Source organism: Salinicola sp. DM10 (assembly GCF_017306975.2).
Lineage (GTDB): Bacteria > Pseudomonadota > Gammaproteobacteria > Pseudomonadales > Halomonadaceae > Salinicola.
Window position 1 is genome coordinate 202065 of record NZ_JAFLEN020000001.1, and the last position, 23714, is coordinate 225778.

A 23714-nucleotide genomic window follows, 5' to 3' on the forward strand; every position below is an offset into this window, starting at 1 on the left:
TGCCTCCCGGAAAAAGCGGTGGCAAACATCGCTATCGAGGCGATGTCTGCCGGTGGCGATATCAGAAGGAGGCCCACTCTTCTTCAGTGCTCACGGGGCTTTTCGCCGATGGGCGCGTGGGATGCTGAGGTGCGACTGGCGCCGCGGGGGCTCGCCGAGGCGCGGGCAGGGTGGGGGCGTCTGCCGTGTCGCTCAGCTTGAAGCTCGCGAGCAGATCGTTCAGCAGCGCAACCTGGTCGCGCATCTCCGAGGCGGCCGCCCGCGACTGCTCCACCATCGACGCATTGTGCTGGGTCATGCTGTCGAGATCGGAAACCGCCGTATTGACCTGACTGATACCCACGCTCTGCTCCTTGGTGCCGGCGCTGATCTCGGCGATGACGTCGTTGACGCGTCTGGCGCTCGTCATGATTTTCTGCATCGCGTCACCCGCCTCGTCCACCAGTTTCGCACCGCTCTGGGTATGCGAGACCGAGGTGTCGATCAGCTCGCGAATCTGAGTCGAGGCGGCGCTGGAGCGGCTGGCCAGGGTCCTGACTTCCTGCGCGACCACCGCGAAACCGCGGCCGTGTTCTCCGGCGCGGGCCGCCTCCACCGAGGCATTCAGCGCCAGAATATTGGTCTGGAAGGCGATGCTGTCGATCATACTGATGATATCGCTGATCTGGGTCGAAGACTGGCGAATATCGTTCATGGTAGCGATGACCGACTGCATGGTTTGCTGACCGGCTTCGGCATCCTCCAGGGTCTCTTGTGTCAGGATGATGGCCTGCTGTGACGAGTCCGCCGTATTTTTGACCGTGGCCGATATCTGTTCCATGGAAGCTGACGTCTGCTGCAGATTCGATGCGGCCTGTTCGGTCTTGGCGGCCAGATTGGTGCTGCCATTGGCGATTTCATTGGCGGCGACATTGACCGATTCCGTGCTACTTCTGACATCCTGGAGGACGCCATCGATACGCGCGATGAAGTCATCGACGCGGTTGGCGAGATCGCCGATCTCATCCTTTCTTTCACTGGCGATACGCGCGGTGAGGTCGCCATCACCCTCGGAGATTTCGCGAACCCGGGCGGTGATCTTACGCAGCGCCCTGGACATCAGTACCGGCCCCGCGAAAGCCAGCGAGATGGCACCCACCAGCACGACGAGGCTGAATATCAGAACGAACAGGCCCTGGACGTCTGCCCACCCCAGCACCTCTTCCTCGACGGCGTGGACCTTCTTGAGTGTGGCAACCTCCGCAACGTCGAGGAGCTCACGCATATCGTTCAGGGTAGCGATAGAGGCGTTGTCTGCCTGATTTATCGCTGCCGTCGACTCGCCGCTCTTGTGTAGTCTCAGCGTTTCCGCGGACGCTGCCGACCAGGCGGAATAGCGTTGCGCGAAGTCTTGGGTAGCCTGGACGATATCCGGATAGTCTTGCATCAGTTTCTGGAAAGCGAGCATCCGGTCCTTGACCTGTTGAGCGTTCTCGCGATACGAAGCTTCCAGTTCAGCCGCGGCGGGCGAATCGGCGGGCACCAGGAGATAGGCCAGCTCCGCCGCCCTGGCTTGGTAGATATCTCTATCGGCGTTGAGTACCGTATTCGTTGCTTCGTTGAAGGTATCGCTGAATTCCATGAGGCGGAATTTCAGCGCTTCGATGAGTCGATAATCCGCGGCACCGATGATGATCAGTGCGATAGGCACCATCAAGAAAGCCAGCGTATATTTCACTCGGATTTGGTGCAGTTTTTCCAACATGGCGTAGGCCCCCTGCGTGAGTAGTGAGGGGGAAGATAAGGCCCGCTGCCATCATTAGTCGACTAGTGTTCTCGAATGTTTACACTTGTTGACAAATTGGCTTTTCCCACCGCTTCCCGGGGATATCGTGAAGCGCTTTCTGCCGGAAATTTTTGCCGGTTGCAATTCTCGCTTTTGGGCGCGCGTCACCCGCGAACATCTCGTCTTTAGTCGGCAATGGCGTGGCCCTCATGGCCCAGCAGCCAACGCTTGCGCTCGAGCCCGCCGGCGTATCCGGTGAGCCGGCCGTTGGCGCCGATCACCCGATGACACGGCACCACGATCGACAGCGGATTGCGGCCATTGGCGGCACCCACCGCGCGGGTGGCACTGGGGCGGCCGATGGCTTCGGCTTGTGCGGCGTAGGAGCGGATCTCGCCGAAGGCGATGGTGGTCAGCGCCTGCCATACCCGGCGCTGGAACTCGGTGCCGGCGGGCGCCAGCGGGAGATCGAAATGAGTGAGTTCGCCGGCGAAGTACGCGTCGAGCTGCTGCGCACAGCGGCCGGTCAGAGTGTTCGGCCTGGCGTCGGCGCAGGGGGCGGTGACGAAGCCGACCCAGGTCAGGCCTGCCTCGCTGGCGCGAATCTCGATCTCGCCCAGTGGCACCCCAGCGGGTGGGGTGTAGCGCTGGCACGCCTCGGCGTGATGGGGGAGCGGGCAGGGGGCGACGAAAGAAAGCGGTGTGTTCATATCACGGTATCCCACAGTTGTAGCGTGAGGTAGCTGCGCCAGGGCGCGGCACGGGCGGGGTCGAGCGGCTGCGGCTGATGCGCTAGTGCGCGACGCAGGCCGACATCGCCATCGAGCCAGACGTCGGGGTCGCTGAGGCCACGGAAGGCCGCAACCTTGGCGGTCCAGGGGCCGATGCCCTTGAGCCGCTGCCAGCTTGCGGGGTCGTCGCCGAGCTCACCATCCCGATAGGCGGTGGCGAAGCGCTTCAGCGTCTCGCGCCGCGCCCCCGGCAGCTTGAGGAAGGCCAGATCGCTGGCGGCGATCGCCGCCGGCGTGGGGAAGCGACGGCGGCCGGCATCATCCTGCTCGCCCAGCTGGTCGATCAGCTGCTGCAGTAGACGGGTGGCGGCGGCAATCGAGATCTGCTGGCCGAGCACCGCACGCACGCCCGCCTCGAATAGATCCCACACCCCGGGCAGACGCAGCCCCGGCCTCGGCGTGAGCCCCGGCAGCGCCGCGGCGAGATGGCCTTCGATCGTCTGGGTATCGGCATCCAGATCGAGCAGCCGGCGCAGGCAGCGGACCACCTCGTCGAGCGCGGCGAGATCGCTCAGCGCCAGGCTGACGGCGAAGGCGTGGCGCTCGGGCAGGTGGCGCGCTGTGAAATGGCCGGTAACCGCGCCCAGGCGGAAGGTGCGTCCGAAGCGCTCGTCATCGATCCACTCCAGCCCGGTGAGCTGATGCAGGGCGTGGAAGTGGCGCAGACGTGACCAGGCGTAGGGCGGGCGATAGGTGAGCGTCAGTGTCAGTGGCGCCTGTGGATCGCCGCGCCGGCGGCGCACCGCGCTGGGGCTGAGGTGCAGCTGGCGCTGGAAGGCGTCATTGAAGCGGCGCAGGCTGCCAAAGCCGCTGGCGTAGGCGATATCGGTGATCGGCAGGGCGGTGTCATGGAGCAGTTGCTTGGCGAACAGGCACTGGCGATAGAGCGCATAGGTCTTGGGCGATACCCCCAGATGACGCTGGAACAGCTGGCGCAGATAGCGCTCACCGATGCCCAGACGCTGACACAGCGCGGCCACGCTGCCGCGCTGCAGGCTACCGGCATCGATCAGCGCCAGCGCCCGGCTCAGGGTGGTATGGGTGCCGCGCCAGGCAGGCGAGCGAGGGGCACTGTCCGGGCGGCAGCGCAGGCAGGGACGGAAACCCGCGGCAGCGGCGGCGATAGCCGAGCCGAAGTAGCGCACGTTCTCCTCGTGCGGGGGCATGACCGGGCAGATCGGACGGCAGTAGATACCGGTGGTGACGACACCGATGAAGAAGCGACCGTCGAAGCGCGCGTCCCGGGCCAGGCGTGCCCGCCGGCACTGCTCGGGGGCGAGCGAGAACGGCGCTTCGAGCTCGCTCGTCTGGGGAGGCGAGGCGTCTAGCCGGGCGGCGTCGGGCAGAGACGTGCTGGCGTCGGTAACGTCGAGTGGAGATGCGTGGTGCATGGATACGAGTCCGGCGAGCCGCAGGTGACCCCAGTGTAGCGCCTGGGAGCGCGCGAACTCGCCGGATTCGGCACCCTAGTCAAACGGCTATCCTTCAGGGCTCATCCCATACTCGATCGTAGTCCTGCCAGTAGTGCCCCATCTCGCGGTCCTGGGTCAGCCCGTAGAGGGTGTAGCGTCGCGCCAGGCGCGCCCCGCCGTCACGCGTCAGCGGCTGCCAGGCGATGGTGGTGGCGCTGCGGCTCGAGGTATCGAAGAAGGCGTCGAACGGAATCGAGACGTAGAAGCCCTTGTCGAAGCTGCCCTCGCCGTAGTCGTCGCCGGCGTCGGTGAAGGTCGACCAGGCGCCCACGCGGACCCCGGAATCGAACTGGCGCGAGAGATCGAAGGTGACTCCCAGATCGCCGGCCAGATAGCGCCCCACGCTGACCTGGGCGAGCACGTCCTCGACCCCGGTCTCGATATAGGCGGTGGCGTGCCCGGTCCAGGTCGAGTAGTCACGCAGGCCGAAGCGCTGGTCGAAGTCGCGCTGTTTGACCCAGTTGAGATCGACGCCGAAGGCGACCCGGCTGTCGAAGGGGCGATAGAGCACCTCGCCGCCGCCGCCGGCGTACATCATCTCCAGCAGGCCGGCGTAGGCCATGCCGTACCAGTTCTCGCCCAGGCGCGCGGTACGCGTGTACTGCAGGTTGTAGATGCCGAGGCTGGTCTGGTCGAGATAGTCGCCGATATGCGTGCGCACCCGCGGCAGTTTGGAGTCGGCGATATAGTCGTAGCGGTCCAGGTTGTCGAACAGGTTGAGCGCCAGCTGGCCGCTGAACCAGCCGTTGGCGTCGGTGCGGTAGTTGGCATCGAGCTTGGCGTAGAGCTGGTAGAGGAAGCCGTCCGGGCCACCGATGTTCTGGTTGAGACCCGGCGCCAGCTGCCAGTCGAAGCCTGCGAGATCGTCGGTATAGAGCCGCTCCCCATCCGGTGCGCTGTCGTCGGGCTGGGTCAGGGCAGAGGCGTAGAGTCCGTAGTGATACTGCTGATCATAGGCGGCCGAGGCGGCGGCGCGACGAAAGGCGTGGCGGTCGTGAACGTCGTCGCGCAGGCCCATGCCAGCGCTTTGCCAGCGGTAGCGGTAGGTGTCGATGTCGTCGGCGGTGTGGTTGTTGAGGATGCGGTTGGCGCGCCCTTCGCTGACCAGCAACGAACGGTAGCGGGTGGCTTCCGCCTCGACCACCAGCTCGTCATCGCGCCGGGTGATGCGATGCACGCGCATCCCGGCATTGGCTTGGAGGTCGCGGCTGACCGCCTGCCAGTCGTCAGTGCTGCGCGGCGGCGGCTCGGCCACCGCGACCGGGCGCGGGTCACCGGTCTTGGCCTGGCTCGCGCCGGCCAGATTGGCACTCAGGGTGAGGCCGAGCATGGCGGTGTCGCCACGCTCCCAGCCCGCCGCTAGCGCGAGACTGTCGCTGAGGCGCCAGCGCGCGCCCAGGTTGAACGGCGAGCGCTGACGCTGAGGGTTGTCGAGGGGCTCCGAGCGGTAGTCGTTGCCGTCGTACTCGAGCTGCAGCGTCAGCGGCTCCCACGGGGTCTGGTACTCGACCCCGCCGAACACGCCGATATCGCCGCTGAACAGATCGCCGAATTCGAAGTCGCCGGCCTCTTCCGGGTTCTCGCTGCGGCGCGAATCGAAGCGTCCGGAGAGCGCCGAGAGCGGGTTGCCGAGCCCGCCGCCGGCGCCGAGATAGCCCCAACCCAGGCCCAGGGTGAAGTCGAGGTCGTTCCAGCGCTTGCTCGCCACCAGATATTCGCTGCCGAACAGCCCGGTACCGCCGAAGTCGCGAAAGCCGAGCGCCAGCGCCGGGGTGTAGCGATCTTCCTGATGCAGTCTGAATTTGAAATCGATGCCCTTGTCGAGGTAATCCCGCTCGGCGTCCCCGGAGGCGCGGTAGTCGCGGTTACCGATCGAGGTATAGCGGAAGCCCGCCTCGAGCCAATCCATCGGCTGCACGCTGACCTGATAGCGCGAATAGGGCGAGACGTGGTTGTAGTGCAGCGAGATTTCGCCCAGCGGCGCCATGCGTGCGCTGGGTGTCTGCATCAGGCCGACACCCCCGAAATCGCTCTGGGACGTGCCGAGTTCGGCCACGGCGTGGGGGGCGGTGGCGAGCAGCAAGGGCAGCGAGAGCCCCATGGCGGGGGTCGCGCGGCGTAGCGTGCGGGAACGGCGGGAGGTTGGAAGCATCATGCTCGGAGCGTCGTCAGTCGGTGGCGGTAGTAGCGCCTGAAGCGGCGTCGGGCGTGAAGGTGTGGCAGGTGTCGCCGGGCAGGCGCGTGGCCAGGAAATCGGGCAGGCTGGCATCGACCCAGCGCGCGCTCACTCCATTCAGGGGCAGTTGCAGCACCACGCGGCTACCCGGCACCAGCGTGGCCGATTGGCGATTCCATGCCGCCATGCCCAGCCGACGTATCCCACCACGTGGGTCGACCAGCGCCAGCTGCTCGCTCTGGGCGCGGGCGGACTCGGGCAGCGCCTCCAGCAGCGCCTCGGTGGTCATGCCGGGGCGCCAGTCGAGCCGCGTCACGCCTTGCGGGGTCCACGCTTCGACCCAGTCCGGGGTCTCGCACCAGCCGAGGCGGTCGAGATCGGCCAGTGCCGGCATCTGGCGCGTGTGTGCCATCAGCCAACTAGGATCGACCCGGCCCGGAATACGTCCGGGCGCTTTGGTGGCTAGCGCCCGCGACCACTCATCGAGTCCGCTGGCCAGCGCTGGCTGTCGCTGCAGTCGGGCCTGCATGGCGAGCCCGTCTAGTTCGGCGCGTAGGCGACGTTGCGTCTGGCGGGTCGAGCTATCGGTGCGCTCGGCACCCACATAGGCGAATGGCCAGTTCACCCGATCGTGGCGCGATAGCGCCGACCACGCCTCCAGCAGTGTCGTTGCCGTAGCCGTTCGGCCCTCGATCTCGATGGTGACGGGGGCCTCGTCGGCCGGCGGCGCGGCCGCGGCATCCAACGCGAGTGCACCCAGCGCCAGCAGGCCCAGCGCAAAGGGGAAAGGGGATCGCATGTGTCGGTCATGTCCCTGACGGTGGATAGGAGCAGCGTGCCGATCCTTCGGCATGTCGTTCACCAGGGGCGGGCGATCTGCCAGGTCAGTGTCGGTGCGTCCGGCCACGGCTGGCCCGCATAAGCCCACAGCCGCCGATCCTCGGGATCGCGCCATAGCGTCGCCTCGGTGATGGCGCCGCCAGCCCAGTGTGATGTTTCCTGGCAGCGCGCCAGTCGGCGCCGTGTCAACGGTAACTCGACGGTTGCCGGTGCCGCGCAATCGAGCGCTACCCGGGCGCTGTCCTGATGCAGATTACCTTCGGCATCCTGCCACTGGCGCTCGATCCGGTAGTGCACTTCGCTGCCAGGCTGACGCCATGGATAGGGCGGTGGCGATGCCTCGTTGGCGTCGAGAATGCGCGTACCCAGCAGCTCGTCGCGCAGCCCGGCGCTGGCCACCGGATAACCATCCTCGAGCGCCAGCGTCGCACCATCGCGGAACTGCCAGTAGGTGGTACTGGCCTGCTGGCTGGCCAGTACCACCAGCCCGCCGTGGCCGGCCAGGTCCAGTGCCAGCGAGGCGTAGGGCAAATCCGCGGCCTGGGCCGCCAGGTCGGGCCCGCGCAGGCTGGCGACGACGTCACTGGGCGAGCGCTGGCTGCCGATGGTGCAGCCCGACAGCACTAGTGCCATGCCGATGAAGAAGACCGCCCGAGGGCGGCCTTCCCGGCAACGCTGAGCCAATACGCTCATCAACGTGTGCCAGTCGTACCGGTGGTGCCGGTGGTACCGGTACCACCACTTCCATCGCTGCCACCAGCGGCGGCCAGCGCGCCCACCGAAGAGGCGGTCGTGCTGGCGCCCATGGCCGAGGCCGTAGACGCGCTGGCGGCGGTGCCCACGCCGGCTGCGCTGCCCGTAGCGACTTCCTGGGCTGCAGCGAGCGAAGAGACCGCCATGAAGGCGACTGCCAAGATGGCTCGCTTCTTCATAGGTAGCTCCTACTAGTTGAGTGGAAAGATAAACGAGTGCGATTGACGCCTCGCCTGTGGTCCGAAGACCGAGGACATTCTTGCCAATATTATGCTGCGGGGCAATCGGAACTTGTCAAATATTTGGGGGCGGGAAGTCTGCTAATAGCGAGGCCGTTTAGGTAGGTGATTTCATTATCGAAAGATGACGATAGTGTGAGGAATAAAATGCGGATTATTGTTGCTAGATCGTAACGATGGGCGCGCTGAGTGCGATCGCAAAGTGAGCTGAATCGTGTCTTTTAGCAATGTTTGAACGTGATTTGTAAAGCGCTAAGCCAACTTGTCAGTGATTGGCGACAACCTTGCCGTTGCGTGCAGGCATGCACCAAAAAGGGCTGATTCGCGGGAGAGGTTGCGACATTATCACGCCGTGCTGCTAGAGGGAGTACGACCAACGTCCAAGCCGTCTGGCGTGGCTCCTGGCGGGGGCAAGCTATTGAAAATCGGCTGCAATAGGGGTCTGTTCGGTGGCTTTCTCCAGTGCTTATGGGCGAGTGGCGAGCTGCTCGAGTGCTCGGGTGCTGCCCCCAATAGGTGCTTCTCGCAGATAACCTGTCGCCATTTCGTTACAGCTGGCTAACGCGAAGAGCAGTGTCAAATACGCAAGAAAATGATTTTTCACTGGTGTCATGCAGTCTTGCCGCCTGCTACGTAATCCTAATGTTTCCGAGGTGTGTCGTTTCATGAAGTTGGCACGACTTTGGCATTGCTTGAATGGAAGCGGGTTGCCGCCAAGGATAGCCAAGCTTAAATCGTGCCGACTTGGGAGATTCATCTTGTAGAAAGGCTTCGGGGAATGCCATGACAACCTCGGGGCGGTAGCGTGTTTAAATTTAAATTCGTCGGGTCTGTGTCGTTTTGACCCGTCGTTTTGACCCATTGAGTCAATGTGCATGTGTCGGACAAAAGGCACGAGTGACGTCGAGCGACAGGGATGGCGCGAATGGCAGAGGCGAGAGGGATGAGACGCAAGAATCGAGAGGTGGGTACGGTCGAAGTCGGGTTGTCGCTAGCTGGGGCGATCAGGTCAGTGGCTGGCAGCGGCCGAGGCCTCGCTGCGTTGCTACTGGTCACCAGCCTTAGCGGCTGTGCTTTCGCCCCGGGCGGTCATATCGGCTATGAGACCGATTCGGCGCCCATCGACGATCTGGTCGATGTCGAGCCGATTACGCTGGGGCTGATTCGTACCCAACAGGCCGGCACGGTGGATGCCGCAAAGCCCGATCCGGCAGCGCTGAGCCGCGCGGCCGAAGGCGCTGGAGATACGTCGTCAGCCCCGTCTTATCAGTATCGTGTCGGGGTGGGCGATGTGCTCTCGGTGACCGTCTATGACCATCCTGAGCTGACCATCCCCGCCGGTGGCGAGCGCCCCAGCACTGAGTCCGGCAGCACCGTCGGCAGCGATGGCACCATCTTCTATCCCTATGTGGGTCGAATGAAGGTGGCTGGGCGCACCGTGGACGCGGTGCGCGACGAGCTGCAGCGGCGGCTGACGGCGTACATCGCCTCGCCTCAGGTCGACGTCAAGGTGGCCGGCTTCAACTCTCAGAAGGTCTATGTGACCGGTGAGGTCGACAAGCCCGGTGTCATGCCGGTCACCAACGTGCCGCTGACGCTGCTCGATGCCATCAATCAGGCGGGCGGCATGCGCGAGAGTGCCAACTGGCATGACGTGGTGCTGACCCGTGGCGACGAGATCGAGCATATCGATGTCCACGCCATGCTCCAGGACGGCGACCTCAGCGCCAACCGCCGCCTGCGGGACGGCGATGTGGTGCACGTCCCCGACCTGGGCAACCAGAAGGTGTTCGTGATGGGCGAAGTGGTCGACCCGGTCTCGCTGCCGATGGGCAATTCGCGGCTGTCACTGACCGATGCGCTCTCCCAGGCCGGTGGTATGAACGAGGCCGAAGCCGATGCCAAGGGTATCTTCGTGATCCGCCAGGCGCCGGCCGCCAGCGGCAAGCTGGCGACGGTCTATCAGCTCGATGCGCGCAATGCCACGGCGCTAGTGTTGGGCACCCAGTTCATGCTCCAGCCCACCGATATCGTCTATGTCACTGCGGCGCCGTTGAGCCGTTGGAACCGGGTGATCAATCAGCTTACCCCGACCATTACCTCGGTCTACCAGGTGACCCGGGCCACGCGTGATTTCGATGAACTCAGGGACGGTAATTGATCGATGTTTCAGCGCATTCTGGTGGTCTGTATCGGCAACGTATGCCGTAGTCCGGTGGCCGCGGCGCTGCTGCGCCAGCGCTTCCCTGGGCGCCGGATCGAGTCCGCAGGTCTGGGCGCACTGGTCGGCCAGGACGTCGATCCTCGCGCCCGATTGCTGGCGGAGCGCAACGGTCTGACCCTCGACGCCCACGTCGCGCGCCAGCTCGATGCCGACATGCTCAAGGACGCCGAGCTGATCCTGGTCATGAGCGAAGGGCAGCGCCGGGCGGTCACCGAGCGCGACCCGGCCGCGACGGGCAAGACGCTGCTGTTCGGGCGCTGGCTCGCCGAGCCCGAGATCCCCGATCCCTACCACAAGAGCGAGAGTGCCTTCGCGCACGTCCACGGTCTGTTGGTGAGCGCTGCCGACGGCTGGATCGGCAAGCTGCCGGAACGATGAAAGGATGCAAGGACCCACGATGACTCACGCCTCGAACGCTCAGTCGGGCACTCAAGCCCCGACGCCCTCCGCGAGCGCGCCGCGCAGCCACGAAGAGATCGATATCCGGCGTCTGTTCGGGATTCTGGTCGATCACAAGAAGTGGGTGCTGGCGAGCGTCGCCGCCTTCGCCCTGCTGGGGCTTATCTATGTCAGCGTGGCGACTCCGATCTATCGCGCCGATGCGCTGGTACAGATCGAGAGTTCCTCACCCGGCAGCAATCCGCTCAAGGAGGTATCGACGCTGCTGGGCCAGGAGCCGCCGACGCTGTCGGAGATCGAGATCATCCAGTCGCGCATGGTCCTTGGACGTGCAGTGGATCTGCTCAATCTCGATATCTCCGTGGCCCCGGTGACGCTGCCGGTGATCGGTGGGCTGCTCGAGCGCCAGCATGTCTCTCGGCCTGGTTTCGCCGCCGGCTGGCACTACGCCTTCAGCGGCGAGTCTATCGCGGTCAGCGAGATGCCGGTGGCCGATGCCTATGAGGGGCAGCCGTTCCGCCTGCGGGTTATCGACAGCTATCACTATCGCCTGTTCGATGCCGACGGCAACGACCTGGGCGAAGGCAAGCTGGGCGAACTGAGCAACTTCGCCGACGGCGGGGTGGCGCTGCGGGTGACCTCGATCGACGCCGGCGCCGGCGCCACCTTCGAGCTGCGCCACGGCTCGCGTCTCGCCGCCATCAATGCCCTGCGCGGGCGCCTTACGGTGGCCGAGGCGGGCAGCGAGACCGGCATTCTGAGCTGGAGCCTTACCGGGCCCGACCCGCAGGAGACCGAGAAGACCCTCAACACCATTGCCGATATCTATTACTCGCAGAACGTTCAGCGCCAGTCCGAGGAGGCCCGTAAGAGCCTAGAGTTTCTCGATGGCCAGGTGCCCAAGATCCGCGCCCAGGTCGATCGCGCGGAGGAGAAGCTCAATCGCTATCGCGAGTCCCAGGACAGTGTCGATCTGTCGCTGGAGACCAAGTCGGTGCTCGACCGTCTGGTCAATCTGGAGGCTCAGCTCAACGAGCTGGATATGAACGAGGCCGAGATCGCCCAGCGCTTCACCAAAAGCCATCCGACCTATCAGGCGTTGCTTGAGAAGAAGGCCCAGCTCCAGCGTGAGCGCGCCAATCTCGACCAGCAGATCAAGGCGATGCCCAAGACCCAGCAGGAGATCCTGCGTCTCAAGCGTGATGCCGAGGTCAACAACGAGATCTACGTGCAACTGCTCAACAAGGTGCAGGAGACGCGGATCGCCGAGGCCAGTACCGTGGGCAACGTTCGCGTGCTCGACTCGGCCCAGGTCTTGGCAACCCCGGTAGCACCCAACAAGCCGCTGCTGCTGGCGGTGGCGGTGATCGTCGGCCTGATCGTCGGCGTCGCCGGGGTGTTCCTGCGCGCGCTCTTCCATCGCGGTATCGAGACCCAGGAGCAGATCGAGGAGACCGGCCTGGCGGTCTATGCGACGGTGCCGCTGTCGGACGAGCAGCGCAAACTCAATCGCCGCGAGCAGCGCGGGCGCCGTGGCACGCGCCGCGATCCGCGCTACCCGCAGGGGCTTTTGTCGCTGCGCAATCCGGCGGACGTCACGGTCGAGGCCCTGCGCGGCTTGCGCACCAGTCTGCACTTCGCGATGCTCGAAGCGAGCGATAACCGCCTGATGATCACCGGCCCCAGCCCCGGCGTGGGCAAGAGCTTCGTCAGCGTCAATCTGGCGGCTGTCTGCGCCCAGGCCGGACAGCGCGTGCTGGTGATCGACGCCGACATGCGCAAGGGGCAGGTGCACAGCGTCTTCGGCGCGACCTCGGAGTCGGGGCTGAGCGACGTGCTCGGTGGCCGTCTGACGCTGGATGAAGTGATCCGCGACGTCGATGAGTGCGAAGGGCTCAACTACGTGGCTCGGGGTATGGCACCGCCCAACCCCTCGGAACTGCTGATGGGGTCGCGCTTCAGTGCCTTCCTCGCTGCGGCGAGTGAACGCTTCGACCTGGTGATCGTCGACTCGCCGCCGATTCTGGCGGTCACCGATGCTGCGATCATCGGCAAGCAGGTCGGCACCTCGCTGATGCTGGTGCGCTTCGAGCGCAATCCGGTCAAGGAGCTGGAGCTGGCGATCGCTCGCCTGCGCACCGCCGGGGTCGAACCGCGCGGCGCCATCCTCAACGCGGTCGAGCGCAAGGCGTCAACCGCCTATGGCTACGGCTACTACCACTACAACTATCAGTGATCCCGCGAGCCGCCATGAAACCCACCACCGTCGATGTCGCCGGAGCTCGGAGCCTGTCTCGTCCGGCGCGGACAAAGGCTGCGAGGGCATATCCATGACGCCTGCGTTCGCGGTGATCCGCACCCGGCTGCGCGGTGAGCTCGTGGTCAACCTCTGCCGCACCTTCGCTGCGCGCGGTGTGGCCGCTCTGGGCACGGTGATGCTCGGGGTGGTGCTGGGCCGTCTCTATGGAGCCCAGGGGGTGGGGCTGTTCGCGCTGGCGCAGAGCTTGATATTCGGTGCCGGCATCATCGCCTGCTATGGCCTCAACGGCTCGCTGATGCGCTATGTCAGCCAGGATAGCGACAGCCCGAATGTACGCCGCTATCTGCGTTGGGCGCTGCTGCGGGCACTCATGCTGAGTGTGCTCTTCGCCGTGGCGATCTGGCTGTTGCGCGCACCGATCGCCGGCGTCTTCGCCGCACCCACCCTGGGTGAGATGCTGCCGGCGATCGCCGTGGCCACGCCTGCTTTCACGCTCTCGTTCGTGCTCGCCGGATTCCTCAAGGGCGCCAATATGCCGGCGCGTGCCAGCCTGCAGGAGAATGGCGCCATCTCGCTGTGGGCGGCAATCGCCATTCTCACGCTGGTGCTCGTCGGCGAGAGCCGTTCGCTGGTGCTGGCCAGTTGGGCCTTCTGCGCTGCCGCCTGGCTGGTCTTTGCCCAGGGCGCGCTGCACACCCTGCGCTGGTTGCGTCGGCATGCCACGGTGGTCAGCGGTGCGCCGGACCTGGCTACGCTGGCCAGCAAGGGCGCCTTCTTTGCCACCGCGCAGAGCTTCATCATGCTCAATCTGTCGATGTTCCTGCAGCAGGTGCTGGGGATGTTCATCGCCGGTGCGCTGTTGAGCCACGTCGACCTGGGGCTGTTCAAGTCGGCGGAGCGGGTGGGCATGATCATCAGCTTCATCCTGCTGGTGATCAATGCGGTTTTCCCGCCGCGCTTCTCGCGGCTCTATCACCAGGGTGACCACCGAGGGCTGGCGCGGCTGGCGCGCCAGAGCACGCGTGTGGCTACGGCCATGGCGCTGCCGCTGGCGCTACTCTGCCTGCTCTTTCCGACCTGGGTGCTGGGCTGGTTCGGGCCCGAATTCGGCGCCGCGGCATCGCTTCTACGCATCATCGCCATCGGCCATCTGGTCAATGTCGCAACCGGTTCGGTGGCTTTCCTGCTGACCATGACCGGGCGCGAGCGGCTGATGCGCAACATCTCGCTGATCTGCGCCACCCTGGGACTGATCGCCTTTCTGGTGCTGATCCCGCTGCTGGGTGCGCTGGGGGCGGCGTTGTCGCTGGCGCTGGTGCTCTCGTTGCAGAACGTCGTCGCGGCGATCTTCGTCTGGCGCGACATGGGCATCGTCATGCTGCCGTTGACGCTGCCTGGGCGTGCGGCGGCCGCTGACACGCCGCGCCGCCACACCCATCCGTGATCAAGACCCATACGTGAGTGAGTAAGACAAGGAGTCTCTCGAGCATGTGCCGATACCCCCACGCGACAGGCAGGGCGATGGAAACGCCCGTTACCTCGTCTGCCGGCGCCTCCGACATTGCCACCGATACCGCCTCGGCGACCGCGACCGAGGCGCCCGAGAATGGTCGCGATGCGTCAGCATGTTTGCCGTTGGCGGCACTGTTGCAGGCGGTGCACGCCGCCGGCGAGCGGGTCATGGCGATCTATCGCGGCGACGCCGAGGTCACCTGGAAGGCCGACGACTCGCCGCTGACAGCGGCCGATCTGGCCGCTCACGAGGCGCTGGTACAGGCGCTCGAACGGCTCGCACCGGGGTATCCGGTGGTCTCGGAAGAGGCTGCCGACGTCACGTTCGAGACCCGTCGCGGCTGGTCGCGCTACTGGCTGGTCGACCCGCTCGACGGCACCAAGGAGTTTCTCAAGCAAAACGGTGAGTTCACCCTCAACGTGGCGCTGATCGAGGCGGGGGTGCCGGTGTTTGGCATCGTCCACGCCCCGGCGCTGCCGGCCGGGCCCACCACCTGGTGGGGCGGAGAAGAGGGCGCCTTCAAGCAGGTCGGAGCGGGCGTGGTCGAGCAGATCCGCGTGCGTGCTTTGCCCGATCCGGCGGCCGAACCCTGGGTGGTGGTGGGCAGCCGCTCCCACGCCGCCGAGGCGCTCGAGAGCTTCTGTGACGGGCTGCCGGCACATCGCCTTACCAGCCTCGGCAGCTCGCTCAAGCTCTGCCTGGTGGCGGAGGGGAGCGCCGATCTCTACCCGCGGCTGGCCCCGACCTGCGAGTGGGACACCGCCGCCGCCCAGGCAGTGGTGCTGGCGGCGGGGGGCGAGGTGCTCGAGGCCGAGACGCTGGCGCCGTTGCGCTGCACCCAGGGCGAGAGCTACCTCAATCCTGCCTTCATCGTCTGCGCACAGCGCGATGAGCGCTGGGAAAGCGCGCTGCAGCGCGCACTGTGACCGTGGCGTGTGCCGCCGCTCGCGATGGCGCGAGTGCCGGCACGCGCGGATAGGGACATCAAACCGTACGGAAACCCTCATGCTGGAAATCACACCGGAACGTCAAACCCACCTCAAGCAGCTCGAGGCGGAGTCGATGCACATCATCCGTGAGGTCGCGGCCGAGTTCCGCAACCCGGTGATGCTCTACTCGATCGGCAAGGACTCCTCGGTGATGCTGCATCTGGCGCGCAAGGCGTTCTATCCGGGGACGCCGCCGTTTCCGCTGATGCACGTCAACACCACCTGGAAGTTCAAGGAGATGATCGAGTTCCGCGACCGCATGGCGGCGAGCGTGGGCATGGAGCTGATCGAACATATCAACGAGGAGGGGCGCGCCGCCGGCATCAACCCCTTCGATCACGGCAGCGCCAAGTACACCGACATCATGAAGACCCAGTCGCTGAAGATGGCGCTGGACAAGTACGGCTTCGATGCCGCCTTCGGCGGCGCGCGACGCGATGAAGAAGCGTCCCGGGCCAAGGAGCGGGTCTACTCCTTCCGTGACAAGCACCACCGCTGGGACCCCAAGAACCAGCGCCCGGAGCTGTGGCGGCTCTACAACGGCAAGGTCAACCAGGGCGAGTCGATCCGCGTCTTCCCGCTCTCCAACTGGACCGAGCTGGATATCTGGCAGTACATCTACCTCGAATCGATCCCCATCGTGCCGCTCTACTTTGCCGCGCCGCGCCCGGTGGTCGAGCGTGACGGCATGCAGGTGATGGTCGATGACGAGCGCCTGCCGCTGGAACCGGGCGAAGTGCCGGAAGAGAAGTGGGTGCGTTTTCGCACCCTCGGCTGCTACCCGCTCACCGGGGCGGTGGAGTCGCGGGCGGCGACGCTGCCCGAGATCATCCAGGAGATGCTGCTGACCCGCACCAGCGAGCGCTCGGGCCGGGCCATCGACCGCGATCAAGCCGGGTCGATGGAGAAGAAGAAACGCGAGGGGTATTTTTAAATGTCACATCAGTCTTCGCTCATCGCCGACAACATCGAGCAGTACCTGCACGAGCACGAGAACAAGGACCTGCTGCGCTTCATCACCTGCGGCAGCGTCGATGACGGCAAGTCGACCCTGATCGGGCGCCTGCTGCACGACTCCAAGATGATCTACGAAGATCAGCTCGCCGCCATCACTCGCGACTCCAAGACCAGCGGCACCACCGGTGACAAGGTCGACCTGGCGCTGCTGGTCGACGGCCTGCAGTCGGAGCGCGAGCAGGGCATCACCATCGATGTCGCTTACCGCTTCTTCTCCACCGACAAGCGCAAGTTCATCATCGCCGACACCCCGGGGCACGAGCAGTACACCCGCAACATGGCCACCGGCGCCTCCACCGCCAGCCTCGCGGTGATCCTGATCGACGCCCGCCACGGGGTGCAGACGCAGACCCGCCGGCACAGCTTCATCGCCGACCTGCTGGGTATCCAGCACCTGGTGATCGCGGTCAACAAGATGGATCTGGTCGACTACGCCGAAGCGCGCTTCGACGAGATCGTCGCCGAGTACCGCGCCTTCGCCGAGAAGCTCGACGCCCGCGATATCCGCTTCGTGCCGCTCTCGGCGCTGGAGGGCGACAACGTCGTCAACCCCAGCGAGCAGATGGATTGGTACGCCGATCCGCCGTTACTCGAGTTGCTGGAGACGGTCGAGATCGCGCACGACGCCAACCTCTCCGATCTGCGACTGCCGGTGCAGTACGTCAACCGCCCGCACCTCGACTTCCGCGGCTACTGCGGCACGCTCGAAGCCGGCATCCTGCGCCCCGGTCAGGCGGTCAAGGCGCTGCCCTCGGGCAAGCGCTCGCGGGTGGCGCGCATCGTCACCTTCGACGGCGACCTCGAAGAGGCGTATCCCGGGCAGGCGGTGACGGTGACCCTGGAAGACGAGATCGATCTTTCCCGCGGTGACTGGCTGGTGGCGGCGGATGCCGAGGTGACCCAGGCCAGCGCGCTGGAGGCGGACATCGTGTGGATGCACGAGAACGCCCTCGAACCCGGTCGGCTCTACGACTTCAAGCTGGGCACCCAGGAAGTGGCCGGGCGAGTGGCCGAGATCGACTATCAGATCGACGTCAACAGCCTGGCGCAGCTGCCGGCGGAGCAGCTGGCGCTCAACGCCATCGGGCGCTGCCGGGTGGAGCTGACCGCGAGCGTGCCGCTGGACGACTACCGGCGCAGCCCGGGGACCGGCAGCTTCGTGGTGATCGACCGGCTGAGCAACGTCACCGTGGGCGCGGGTCTGATCCGCGGCGCGGCGGCGGGCCGCGAGGTGAGCGGCGAGGTCGACTGGCAGGCCTTCGAGGTCGAGTTCAACGCGCTGATCCGCAAGCACTTCCCGCACTGGGAAGCCAAGGACTTGCGCACCGTGCTGCGCGGCATCGGCGACTGAAGCGCGCCGCGACACCGCTAAACCCCACCGCTATGCCAAGCCTCCGGCGCGTCGCCAGACGCCGCCGGAGCGCCTCGATTCACTGCGATCACTCATCGACGGGAGTGCCATGAGCCTGCTGATACAGACCCGCTATCGCCTGAAAAAGAGCCCCCTGGCCAAGTCCTTGATCCTGGGCGTCAACGACCGCCTGCCGCTGGAGGTGAAGGATCGCCTCTATCGTCATCTGGTCGACCCCTATTCGGAGCATGAGGAGAACAACGATGTGGTCTTCGTGCACGTGCCCAAGACCGCCGGCAACAGTATCTTCCAGGCGCTGTTCGGGGTGCCGGCCCACGGCCACGATCCGGCCGAGCGCTATCGCCGCTTCGATGCCGAGCGCTTCGCGCGCTACTACAAGTTCGGCTTCGTGCGCCATCCGTTGGATCGTCTGGTCTCCGCCTACGTCTACCTCGAGAAGGGCGGTATCGGCCGCTACGACCGCGCCTTCCGCGACAAGTATCTGCGCGGCGTGTCCGGTTTCGATGATTTTCTGCGCCGGCTGGCGTCGCGGTCGCGCTATCGCCGCCGGGTGATGCGCTGGGTCCACTTCCGGCCCCAGGCCGAGTTCCTGTGCGACGCCGAGGGCCAGCCGCTGGTCGACTATGTCGGGCGCTACGAGAACATCGATGCCGATTACCGGCGTATCGCCGCCGATCTGCGCATCAGTCGGGTGGCACCGCTGGAAGTGGTCAACGCCACCGCGCGCCGGGACTACCGCGACTACTACGACAGTGAGCTTACCGCGATCGCCTCACGCCTCTATCGGCGCGATTTCGAGATCTTCGGCTACACGCCCTGAGCGCCGCATGACCCCTTCGTACTCATGGACCCGAGACATGCTGGTCATCGATGCCAAGCGCGTTTTCGTGGCGCTGGTGGCGATCTTCGCCATCGCGCTACCCAAGTCGGGTGTCGCCCTCGGCGGCATTCCGCTCAACACCATCTATCTGCTGATCGTGGTGACGTTCCCGATCCTGTTCCTCAAGGCGATGCTGGGCACTGGCAAGCTCTTTCGCCAGGATCGCTACGCCTGCTACGTGTGGCTGCTGGTGCCGTTCTGGCTGCTGTTTCTGGCGGTCACGCTGCTCAACGGGATCGCCAGCGTGGGCATCTACTTCGGCTACGTGATGGCGCTGATCGTGGTGCCGGTATTCGTCTATGTCTGGTCGAAGCGCCTGGGACCCGAGCAGATCGCCTATCTGCTCGTCTGCCTGCGCCACTGTATCCGTTTCGCCGTCGTCTTCGGCCTGGCGCTGTTCCTCTACAAGATCGCCACCGGCCAGTACTTCTCGATCCCCATGCTGACCACCACCTATGGGGCCGAGCTGACGCTGGAGGCGAAGATGAACGACCGCGGCGGCCTGTTCAAGCTCTTCTCGACCTACAACAACGGCAACATCTACGCCGTGTGCATGATCATGCTGCTGCCGCTCTACAGCGTGATCGAGACCCGCCGCCTGTGGGTACTGGGGCTGATGCTGACGATCATGCTGACGCTGTCTCGCACCGCCTGGGCGCTGCTGCTGGTCTACTGCATCTTCGAATATCTGCTCTTCAATCGCGCCATCTCGGTCAAGAAGCTGATCCTGATCTGCTTTGCGCTGTGCCTGGTGGTGCCGGGCATCGTCGGTCTGCTGGGGCTGATGGGGCGCGACGTCACCTTCCTGTTCGACAGCGATCTGGGGGGGCGGGCGGGGTATCTGCAGTACTTCTTCGACGCCGGACTGATCTCACACACGCCGCTCTACTGGTCCTACGAGATTCCCTACGTTTCGATCGCCGAGTTCGTGGGGCTGATCGGTCTGCTGCCGTTTTTGTTGTTCTTCTCCAACGTGGTCATGGCGCGCAGTCTGTTCGACCCCTCGCGCCCCGTGAGCCGCAGTGCCTGTATCGGCTGCGTCATGTACTGGGTGGCCACCTTCTCCGATGCGGCACTGGTCCTGGTGCCGACCTTCATCATCTTTTCTTTGCTGGTAATGCTCTCCTTCAGCGAGTGATCCCATGAAAATCATGCATGTATGCGAGACGGTGACGGGCGGCATCGCCACCTATCTCAACAATGTCGCGGGCGAGCAGCTGCGCCATCCCGATGTCAGCGGGGTCTCCATGGTGCTGCCGGCGGCGCAGCGTGAGGAGATCGCGCTGGGGGATGCGGTGCGTATCCACGACTTCCCCGGCGAGAGTCGGCCGCAGCGTCTGCGCCATCTGGCCACACGGCTGTCGGCGGCGGTGGCGGCCGAGAGGCCGGACGTGGTCCACGTCCACAGCACCTTCGCCGGGCTTGTCTGCCGCGGGCTGCCGCTGTCGCTGCGCGGTGCCAAGCTGGTCTATCAGCCCCACGGGGTGGCCTTCGATCCGCACCGTGTCGGCGGGCTCAAGCGCCGCGCGATCCAGTGGGTGGAGCGTGCACTCTATGCGCGCAGCGATGCGCTGGTGGCGATCTCCGAATACGAGCAGACGCTGCTGAACGCGGCGGGCATGGGCGAGCGCACGCTGCTGATAAAGAACTGCGTGCGCGACACCCGCGAACCGCGTGTCGGTGTCGACAAGGAGGATTTCTACCTGTTCATCGGACGCTTCGACCGCCAGAAGGGGTTCGATCGTCTCTATACCAGCTGGGGTGAAGCCCATGGCGAGCTGCGAGTGGTCGGTGGCAGCGTGGTGGATGCCGGTACGGCGTTCGCGCCCAAGGCGAACATGCATCTGCTCGGCTGGCTCGATAACGCCAGCCTCGACGGCCTGATCGCCCGGGCCAAGGCGCTGATCGTGCCCAGCCGCTGGGAGGGATTCGGCCTCGTGGTCCTCGAGGCCTACCGTAACGCGACCCCGGTGATCTGCTCCAACCGCGGCGCGCTGCCGGAGCTGGTGCGCGATGGCGAGACCGGCCAGGTGTTCGATTTCGACGATTTCGCGCCGTCGCTGGACGCCGCGCTGGCGCGCTTCGAGGCGGGCGACCGCGAGGCCATGGGGCGTCGCTGCCGCGAGCGCTACGAGCGTGAATTCTCGCCCGCCAGCATGAATTCGGCGCTTCTCAAACTCTACCGCTCGAGCGAGCACTGCTATGTATAGTCGGATCCTGATCAATATCTCCAACCCGGAAGACTACCGTTTCTTCAAACGCGTTTTCGCCGCCCCCGGCGCCCAGGCGTGCCGCGTCGATTTCGTGGCCAACAACCTGATCATGTACGTCTACCTGAAGCTCAAGCGCGAGACGGTGTTCATGCCGCGCCGCGGCCATGGCCGGCACTGCCGCGAGGACAACTTCAGCATCAAGACCGGGCGGCTGACGCAGCGCCAGGCGGATCGGGTCTATTCGGGCTTCGCCGATTTCATCGAGCGCGAGCAGCCGCGGCGCGGCTGGGAGCTCTACATTCTCCCCAGCGGCCGGCTGGCGTCGCAGTCGGCGCTGACCGCCCACGCCCGCGCCCAGGGGATCGATGTGCTCTATACGGGTTACGGCAATATCGGCAACAAGACCTTCGCCGATCCCCAGGGCACCGATATGCAGTCCTATCTCTACGCCCATGTGGAGCTGCTCGACGACTATGCGGTCGACCTCGATGCCTTCCGCCGCTGGAAGCGCGACTACACCCAGGCGCGCATGCAGAAGCACGTGATCGGGCAGGCGCGCAAGCTGGACCTGAAGACGGTACTGCAGAAGTGTGTGCAGGTGGCCGGTTGCCGGCTCGAGGCGCTGCTCGGGCTCGCCGGCGAGAACGCCTATGGGCTGTCGGAACTGGCCAAGCTGCGCAAGGCCGATGACGTCGCGCTCGACACCATGGATTGGCAGACACCCTATCTGTTCTTTCCGATGCAGGTGAGCACCGACGCCCAGATCATTCTCAATTACCCCCAGGGCAGCGTGATCGATGGGCTCAAGCGGGCGATACAGATCGCAGCGGAAAGGGGGCTTAAACTGGTGATCAAGCCGCATCCGGCGGAGATCAATCAGGCGATCCCGGCGGTGCTGGCGCGGCTGCGCCGCGAGCATGGCTTCAAGATCGTCAACGAGAACACCTTCCGCCTGCTCGATGGCGCCGAGTCGGTGGTGACGATCAACTCCACCGTGGGGCTCGAGGCCAAGCTGCTCGACAAGCCGGTCACCTTCCTCGGCAACACCTTCTATGCGCAGTTCGACGAGCGCCGCCTGGCGGCCTATGTCGACCATTACCTAGTGAACGAAGACTATTTTCGGGATACTCCGTTCAGCGCGGCGAACTTCGCCAAGCTGATGCAAAGAGCCCGATTGCCCATTCTGGATCGAAGCGAGGTAGCTTGATGAAATCCGTACCCATTGCCGGTCTGACGGTAGCGAACGATGCCCCTTTCACGCTGTTCGGTGGCATCAACGTGCTCGAGGACAGGGAGAGTACGTTGAAGGCGTGCGAGACCTACGTCGAGGTCACGCGCAGACTGGGCATCCCCTATGTGTTCAAGGCCAGTTTCGACAAGGCCAACCGCTCCTCGATCCACTCCTTCCGCGGTGTCGGTATGGACGAGGGGCTCGAGATCTTCGCCGCGGTCAAGCGCGAGTTCGGCGTGCCGGTGATCACCGACGTGCATGAAGTCGCCCAGGCGGCACCGGTGGCCGAGGTCGCCGATATCATCCAACTGCCGGCGTTCCTCGCCCGCCAGACCGACCTGGTGGTGGCGATGGCGCGCACCGGTCGCCCGATCAACGTCAAGAAGCCGCAGTTCCTGAGCCCGGGACAGATGAAGAACATCGTCGACAAGTGTGCCGAGGCGGGCAATCAGCAGATCGTGCTGTGCGAGCGCGGCAGCTGCTTCGGCTATGACAACCTGGTCGTCGACATGCTCGGCTTCCGCGAGATGATGGACGTCAGCGGCAATGCGCCGGTGATCTTCGACGTCACCCACAGTCTGCAGCGCCGCGACCCGTCGAGCGAGGCCTCCGGCGGACGCCGGCGCCAGGCGCTGGAGCTTGCCCGTGCCGGCATGGCCGTGGGGCTGGCGGGGCTGTTCCTGGAAGGGCATCCGGACCCGGATCGCGCTCGCTGTGACGGCCCCAGCGCGCTGCCGCTGGACCAGCTCGAGCCGTTCCTGGCCCAGATCAAGGCGTTGGATGATCTGGTCAAGGGCTTCCCCTCGCTGGAGATCCGTTGATGGCAGGGGGCGGCCAGGCCGATGCGCGCAACGACATCGAGCTCGTGCTGTTCGATGTCGATGGTGTGCTCACCGACGGCACGCTGCTGATCGGTCCCGAGGGCGAGGCGCTCAAGCCGTTCAACGTCCGCGACGGCGTGGCGGTGGGGCTGCTGCGCCAGCACGGGATCAAGAGTGGGGTGCTCTCGGCCAAGTCGAGCCAGCCGCTGCTCACCCGCGCCACCCAACTGGGCATGGACGTGGTCAAGCTCGGCTTCAGTCGCAAGCTGGAGGCGATCGCTCAGATCAGCGCCGAGTGGCAGATTCCGCCGGCGCGCATCGCCTTCGCCGGTGACGACATCATCGATATTCCGGTGATGCGTCGAATCGGCGTCGCCTATGCGCCGGCGGACGCTCATCCGCTGGTACGCAAGGTCGCCACGTATGTGACCGCCAGCCGTGGCGGCCGCGGCGTGGCGCGCGAGATCGCCGAGGATCTGCTCGCGGCCCGGGGGCTGACCCTGGCCGAGATGTACGCCCATCTGCTCGAGGACGATGACGCGCTGGGCGATCTGGTCCAGTAGTCATCCGCCACGGGCCGCACCCACGACCTAGCGACCCCGTCCCCCACGGCGCCTGGCGCCAAACGGAGGCGGGCATTGCGCCGCCAGCGCCCGCTGGCAGCGGCATCGCCGAGGCAGGGCTGAGATCTTCACTCGGCATTGCCTCGAAAGCGGCCAAAGGGCGCGCCTGCGTCCGCCGCTCGATACGTCGGCGCTG

The 23714-nt window shown here is 65.3% G+C and carries 20 protein-coding genes; 13 read left to right on the forward strand and 7 right to left on the reverse strand.

What is annotated here, in order from left to right:
* Window positions 1-61: 61 nt before the first annotated feature.
* The 7 genes from J0A90_RS00835 to J0A90_RS00865 all read right to left on the reverse strand — a co-directional run bounded on the left by J0A90_RS00835 (window position 62) and on the right by J0A90_RS00865 (window position 7976).
* The gene (locus tag J0A90_RS00835) at window positions 62-1744 is read right to left on the reverse strand and encodes a methyl-accepting chemotaxis protein (RefSeq protein ID WP_207037217.1); all 1683 of its coding nucleotides are present in this window, start codon (window positions 1742-1744) and stop codon (window positions 62-64) included.
* A 206-nt stretch (window positions 1745-1950) separates the two neighbouring features.
* A complete protein-coding gene (locus J0A90_RS00840) occupies window positions 1951-2475 on the reverse strand; it encodes a methylated-DNA--[protein]-cysteine S-methyltransferase (protein ID WP_207037216.1) in 525 nt (174 codons plus the stop codon).
* Window positions 2472-3947 (reverse strand): AlkA N-terminal domain-containing protein, encoded by a 1476-nt coding sequence (locus J0A90_RS00845; RefSeq protein ID WP_207037215.1) that lies wholly within the window; start codon window positions 3945-3947, stop codon window positions 2472-2474. Before J0A90_RS00845 ends, J0A90_RS00840 begins: the two co-directional genes overlap by 4 nt.
* Before the next feature lie 94 nt (window positions 3948-4041).
* The gene (locus J0A90_RS00850; protein ID WP_233076386.1) at window positions 4042-6183 is read right to left on the reverse strand and encodes a YjbH domain-containing protein; all 2142 of its coding nucleotides are present in this window, start codon (window positions 6181-6183) and stop codon (window positions 4042-4044) included.
* A gap of 13 nt (window positions 6184-6196) precedes the next feature.
* A complete protein-coding gene (locus J0A90_RS00855; protein WP_207037214.1) occupies window positions 6197-7003 on the reverse strand; it encodes a capsule biosynthesis GfcC family protein in 807 nt (268 codons plus the stop codon).
* A gap of 59 nt (window positions 7004-7062) precedes the next feature.
* Window positions 7063-7737 carry a YjbF family lipoprotein gene (locus tag J0A90_RS00860; protein ID WP_207037213.1) on the reverse strand — a complete coding sequence of 225 codons (675 nt, stop codon included), beginning with the start codon at window positions 7735-7737 and terminating at the stop codon, window positions 7063-7065.
* Window positions 7737-7976, reverse strand: a complete 240-nt coding sequence (locus J0A90_RS00865) for a hypothetical protein (RefSeq protein WP_207037212.1) — start codon at window positions 7974-7976, stop codon at window positions 7737-7739. Before J0A90_RS00865 ends, J0A90_RS00860 begins: the two co-directional genes overlap by 1 nt.
* Before the next feature lie 1102 nt (window positions 7977-9078).
* Here J0A90_RS00865 and J0A90_RS00870 point away from each other — a divergent pair.
* The 13 genes from J0A90_RS00870 (at window position 9079) to J0A90_RS00930 (ending at window position 23518) form a co-directional block, all read left to right on the forward strand.
* Entirely contained in the window at window positions 9079-10197 is a 1119-nt protein-coding gene (locus J0A90_RS00870; RefSeq protein ID WP_233076387.1) for a polysaccharide export protein, read from the forward strand.
* Window positions 10198-10200: 3 nt separating this feature from the next.
* Entirely contained in the window at window positions 10201-10638 is a 438-nt protein-coding gene (locus tag J0A90_RS00875; protein ID WP_207037210.1) for a low molecular weight protein-tyrosine-phosphatase, read from the forward strand.
* 19 nt (window positions 10639-10657) lie between these two features.
* A complete protein-coding gene (locus J0A90_RS00880; protein ID WP_207037209.1) occupies window positions 10658-12895 on the forward strand; it encodes a polysaccharide biosynthesis tyrosine autokinase in 2238 nt (745 codons plus the stop codon).
* A 94-nt stretch (window positions 12896-12989) separates the two neighbouring features.
* Window positions 12990-14363: an oligosaccharide flippase family protein gene (locus tag J0A90_RS00885; protein ID WP_207037208.1), complete on the forward strand. Its 1374-nt coding sequence runs from the start codon at window positions 12990-12992 to the stop codon at window positions 14361-14363.
* A gap of 77 nt (window positions 14364-14440) precedes the next feature.
* Window positions 14441-15358 (forward strand): 3'(2'),5'-bisphosphate nucleotidase CysQ, encoded by a 918-nt coding sequence (gene cysQ, locus J0A90_RS00890; RefSeq protein ID WP_207037207.1) that lies wholly within the window; start codon window positions 14441-14443, stop codon window positions 15356-15358.
* 79 nt (window positions 15359-15437) lie between these two features.
* Complete coding sequence (gene cysD / locus J0A90_RS00895) at window positions 15438-16355, forward strand: sulfate adenylyltransferase subunit CysD (protein ID WP_233076389.1); 918 nt, start codon at window positions 15438-15440, stop codon at window positions 16353-16355.
* Complete coding sequence (cysN, locus tag J0A90_RS00900) at window positions 16356-17789, forward strand: sulfate adenylyltransferase subunit CysN (RefSeq protein WP_233076393.1); 1434 nt, start codon at window positions 16356-16358, stop codon at window positions 17787-17789.
* A gap of 109 nt (window positions 17790-17898) precedes the next feature.
* Window positions 17899-18630, forward strand: a complete 732-nt coding sequence (locus tag J0A90_RS00905; protein WP_207035386.1) for a sulfotransferase family 2 domain-containing protein — start codon at window positions 17899-17901, stop codon at window positions 18628-18630.
* A gap of 37 nt (window positions 18631-18667) precedes the next feature.
* Window positions 18668-19828, forward strand: coding sequence for a hypothetical protein (locus J0A90_RS00910; RefSeq protein ID WP_207035388.1), 1161 nt, complete (start codon window positions 18668-18670; stop codon window positions 19826-19828).
* Window positions 19829-19832: 4 nt separating this feature from the next.
* Window positions 19833-20900, forward strand: coding sequence for a glycosyltransferase family 4 protein (locus tag J0A90_RS00915; RefSeq protein WP_207035390.1), 1068 nt, complete (start codon window positions 19833-19835; stop codon window positions 20898-20900).
* Complete coding sequence (locus J0A90_RS00920) at window positions 20893-22110, forward strand: hypothetical protein (RefSeq protein ID WP_207035392.1); 1218 nt, start codon at window positions 20893-20895, stop codon at window positions 22108-22110. The genes J0A90_RS00915 and J0A90_RS00920 overlap by 8 nt, the downstream gene beginning before the upstream one ends.
* A complete protein-coding gene (kdsA, locus tag J0A90_RS00925) occupies window positions 22110-22955 on the forward strand; it encodes a 3-deoxy-8-phosphooctulonate synthase (protein WP_207035394.1) in 846 nt (281 codons plus the stop codon). The genes J0A90_RS00920 and kdsA overlap by 1 nt, the downstream gene beginning before the upstream one ends.
* Window positions 22955-23518 (forward strand): HAD family hydrolase, encoded by a 564-nt coding sequence (locus tag J0A90_RS00930; protein ID WP_207035396.1) that lies wholly within the window; start codon window positions 22955-22957, stop codon window positions 23516-23518. The genes kdsA and J0A90_RS00930 overlap by 1 nt, the downstream gene beginning before the upstream one ends.
* The last annotated feature ends 196 nt before the right edge of the window (window positions 23519-23714 follow it).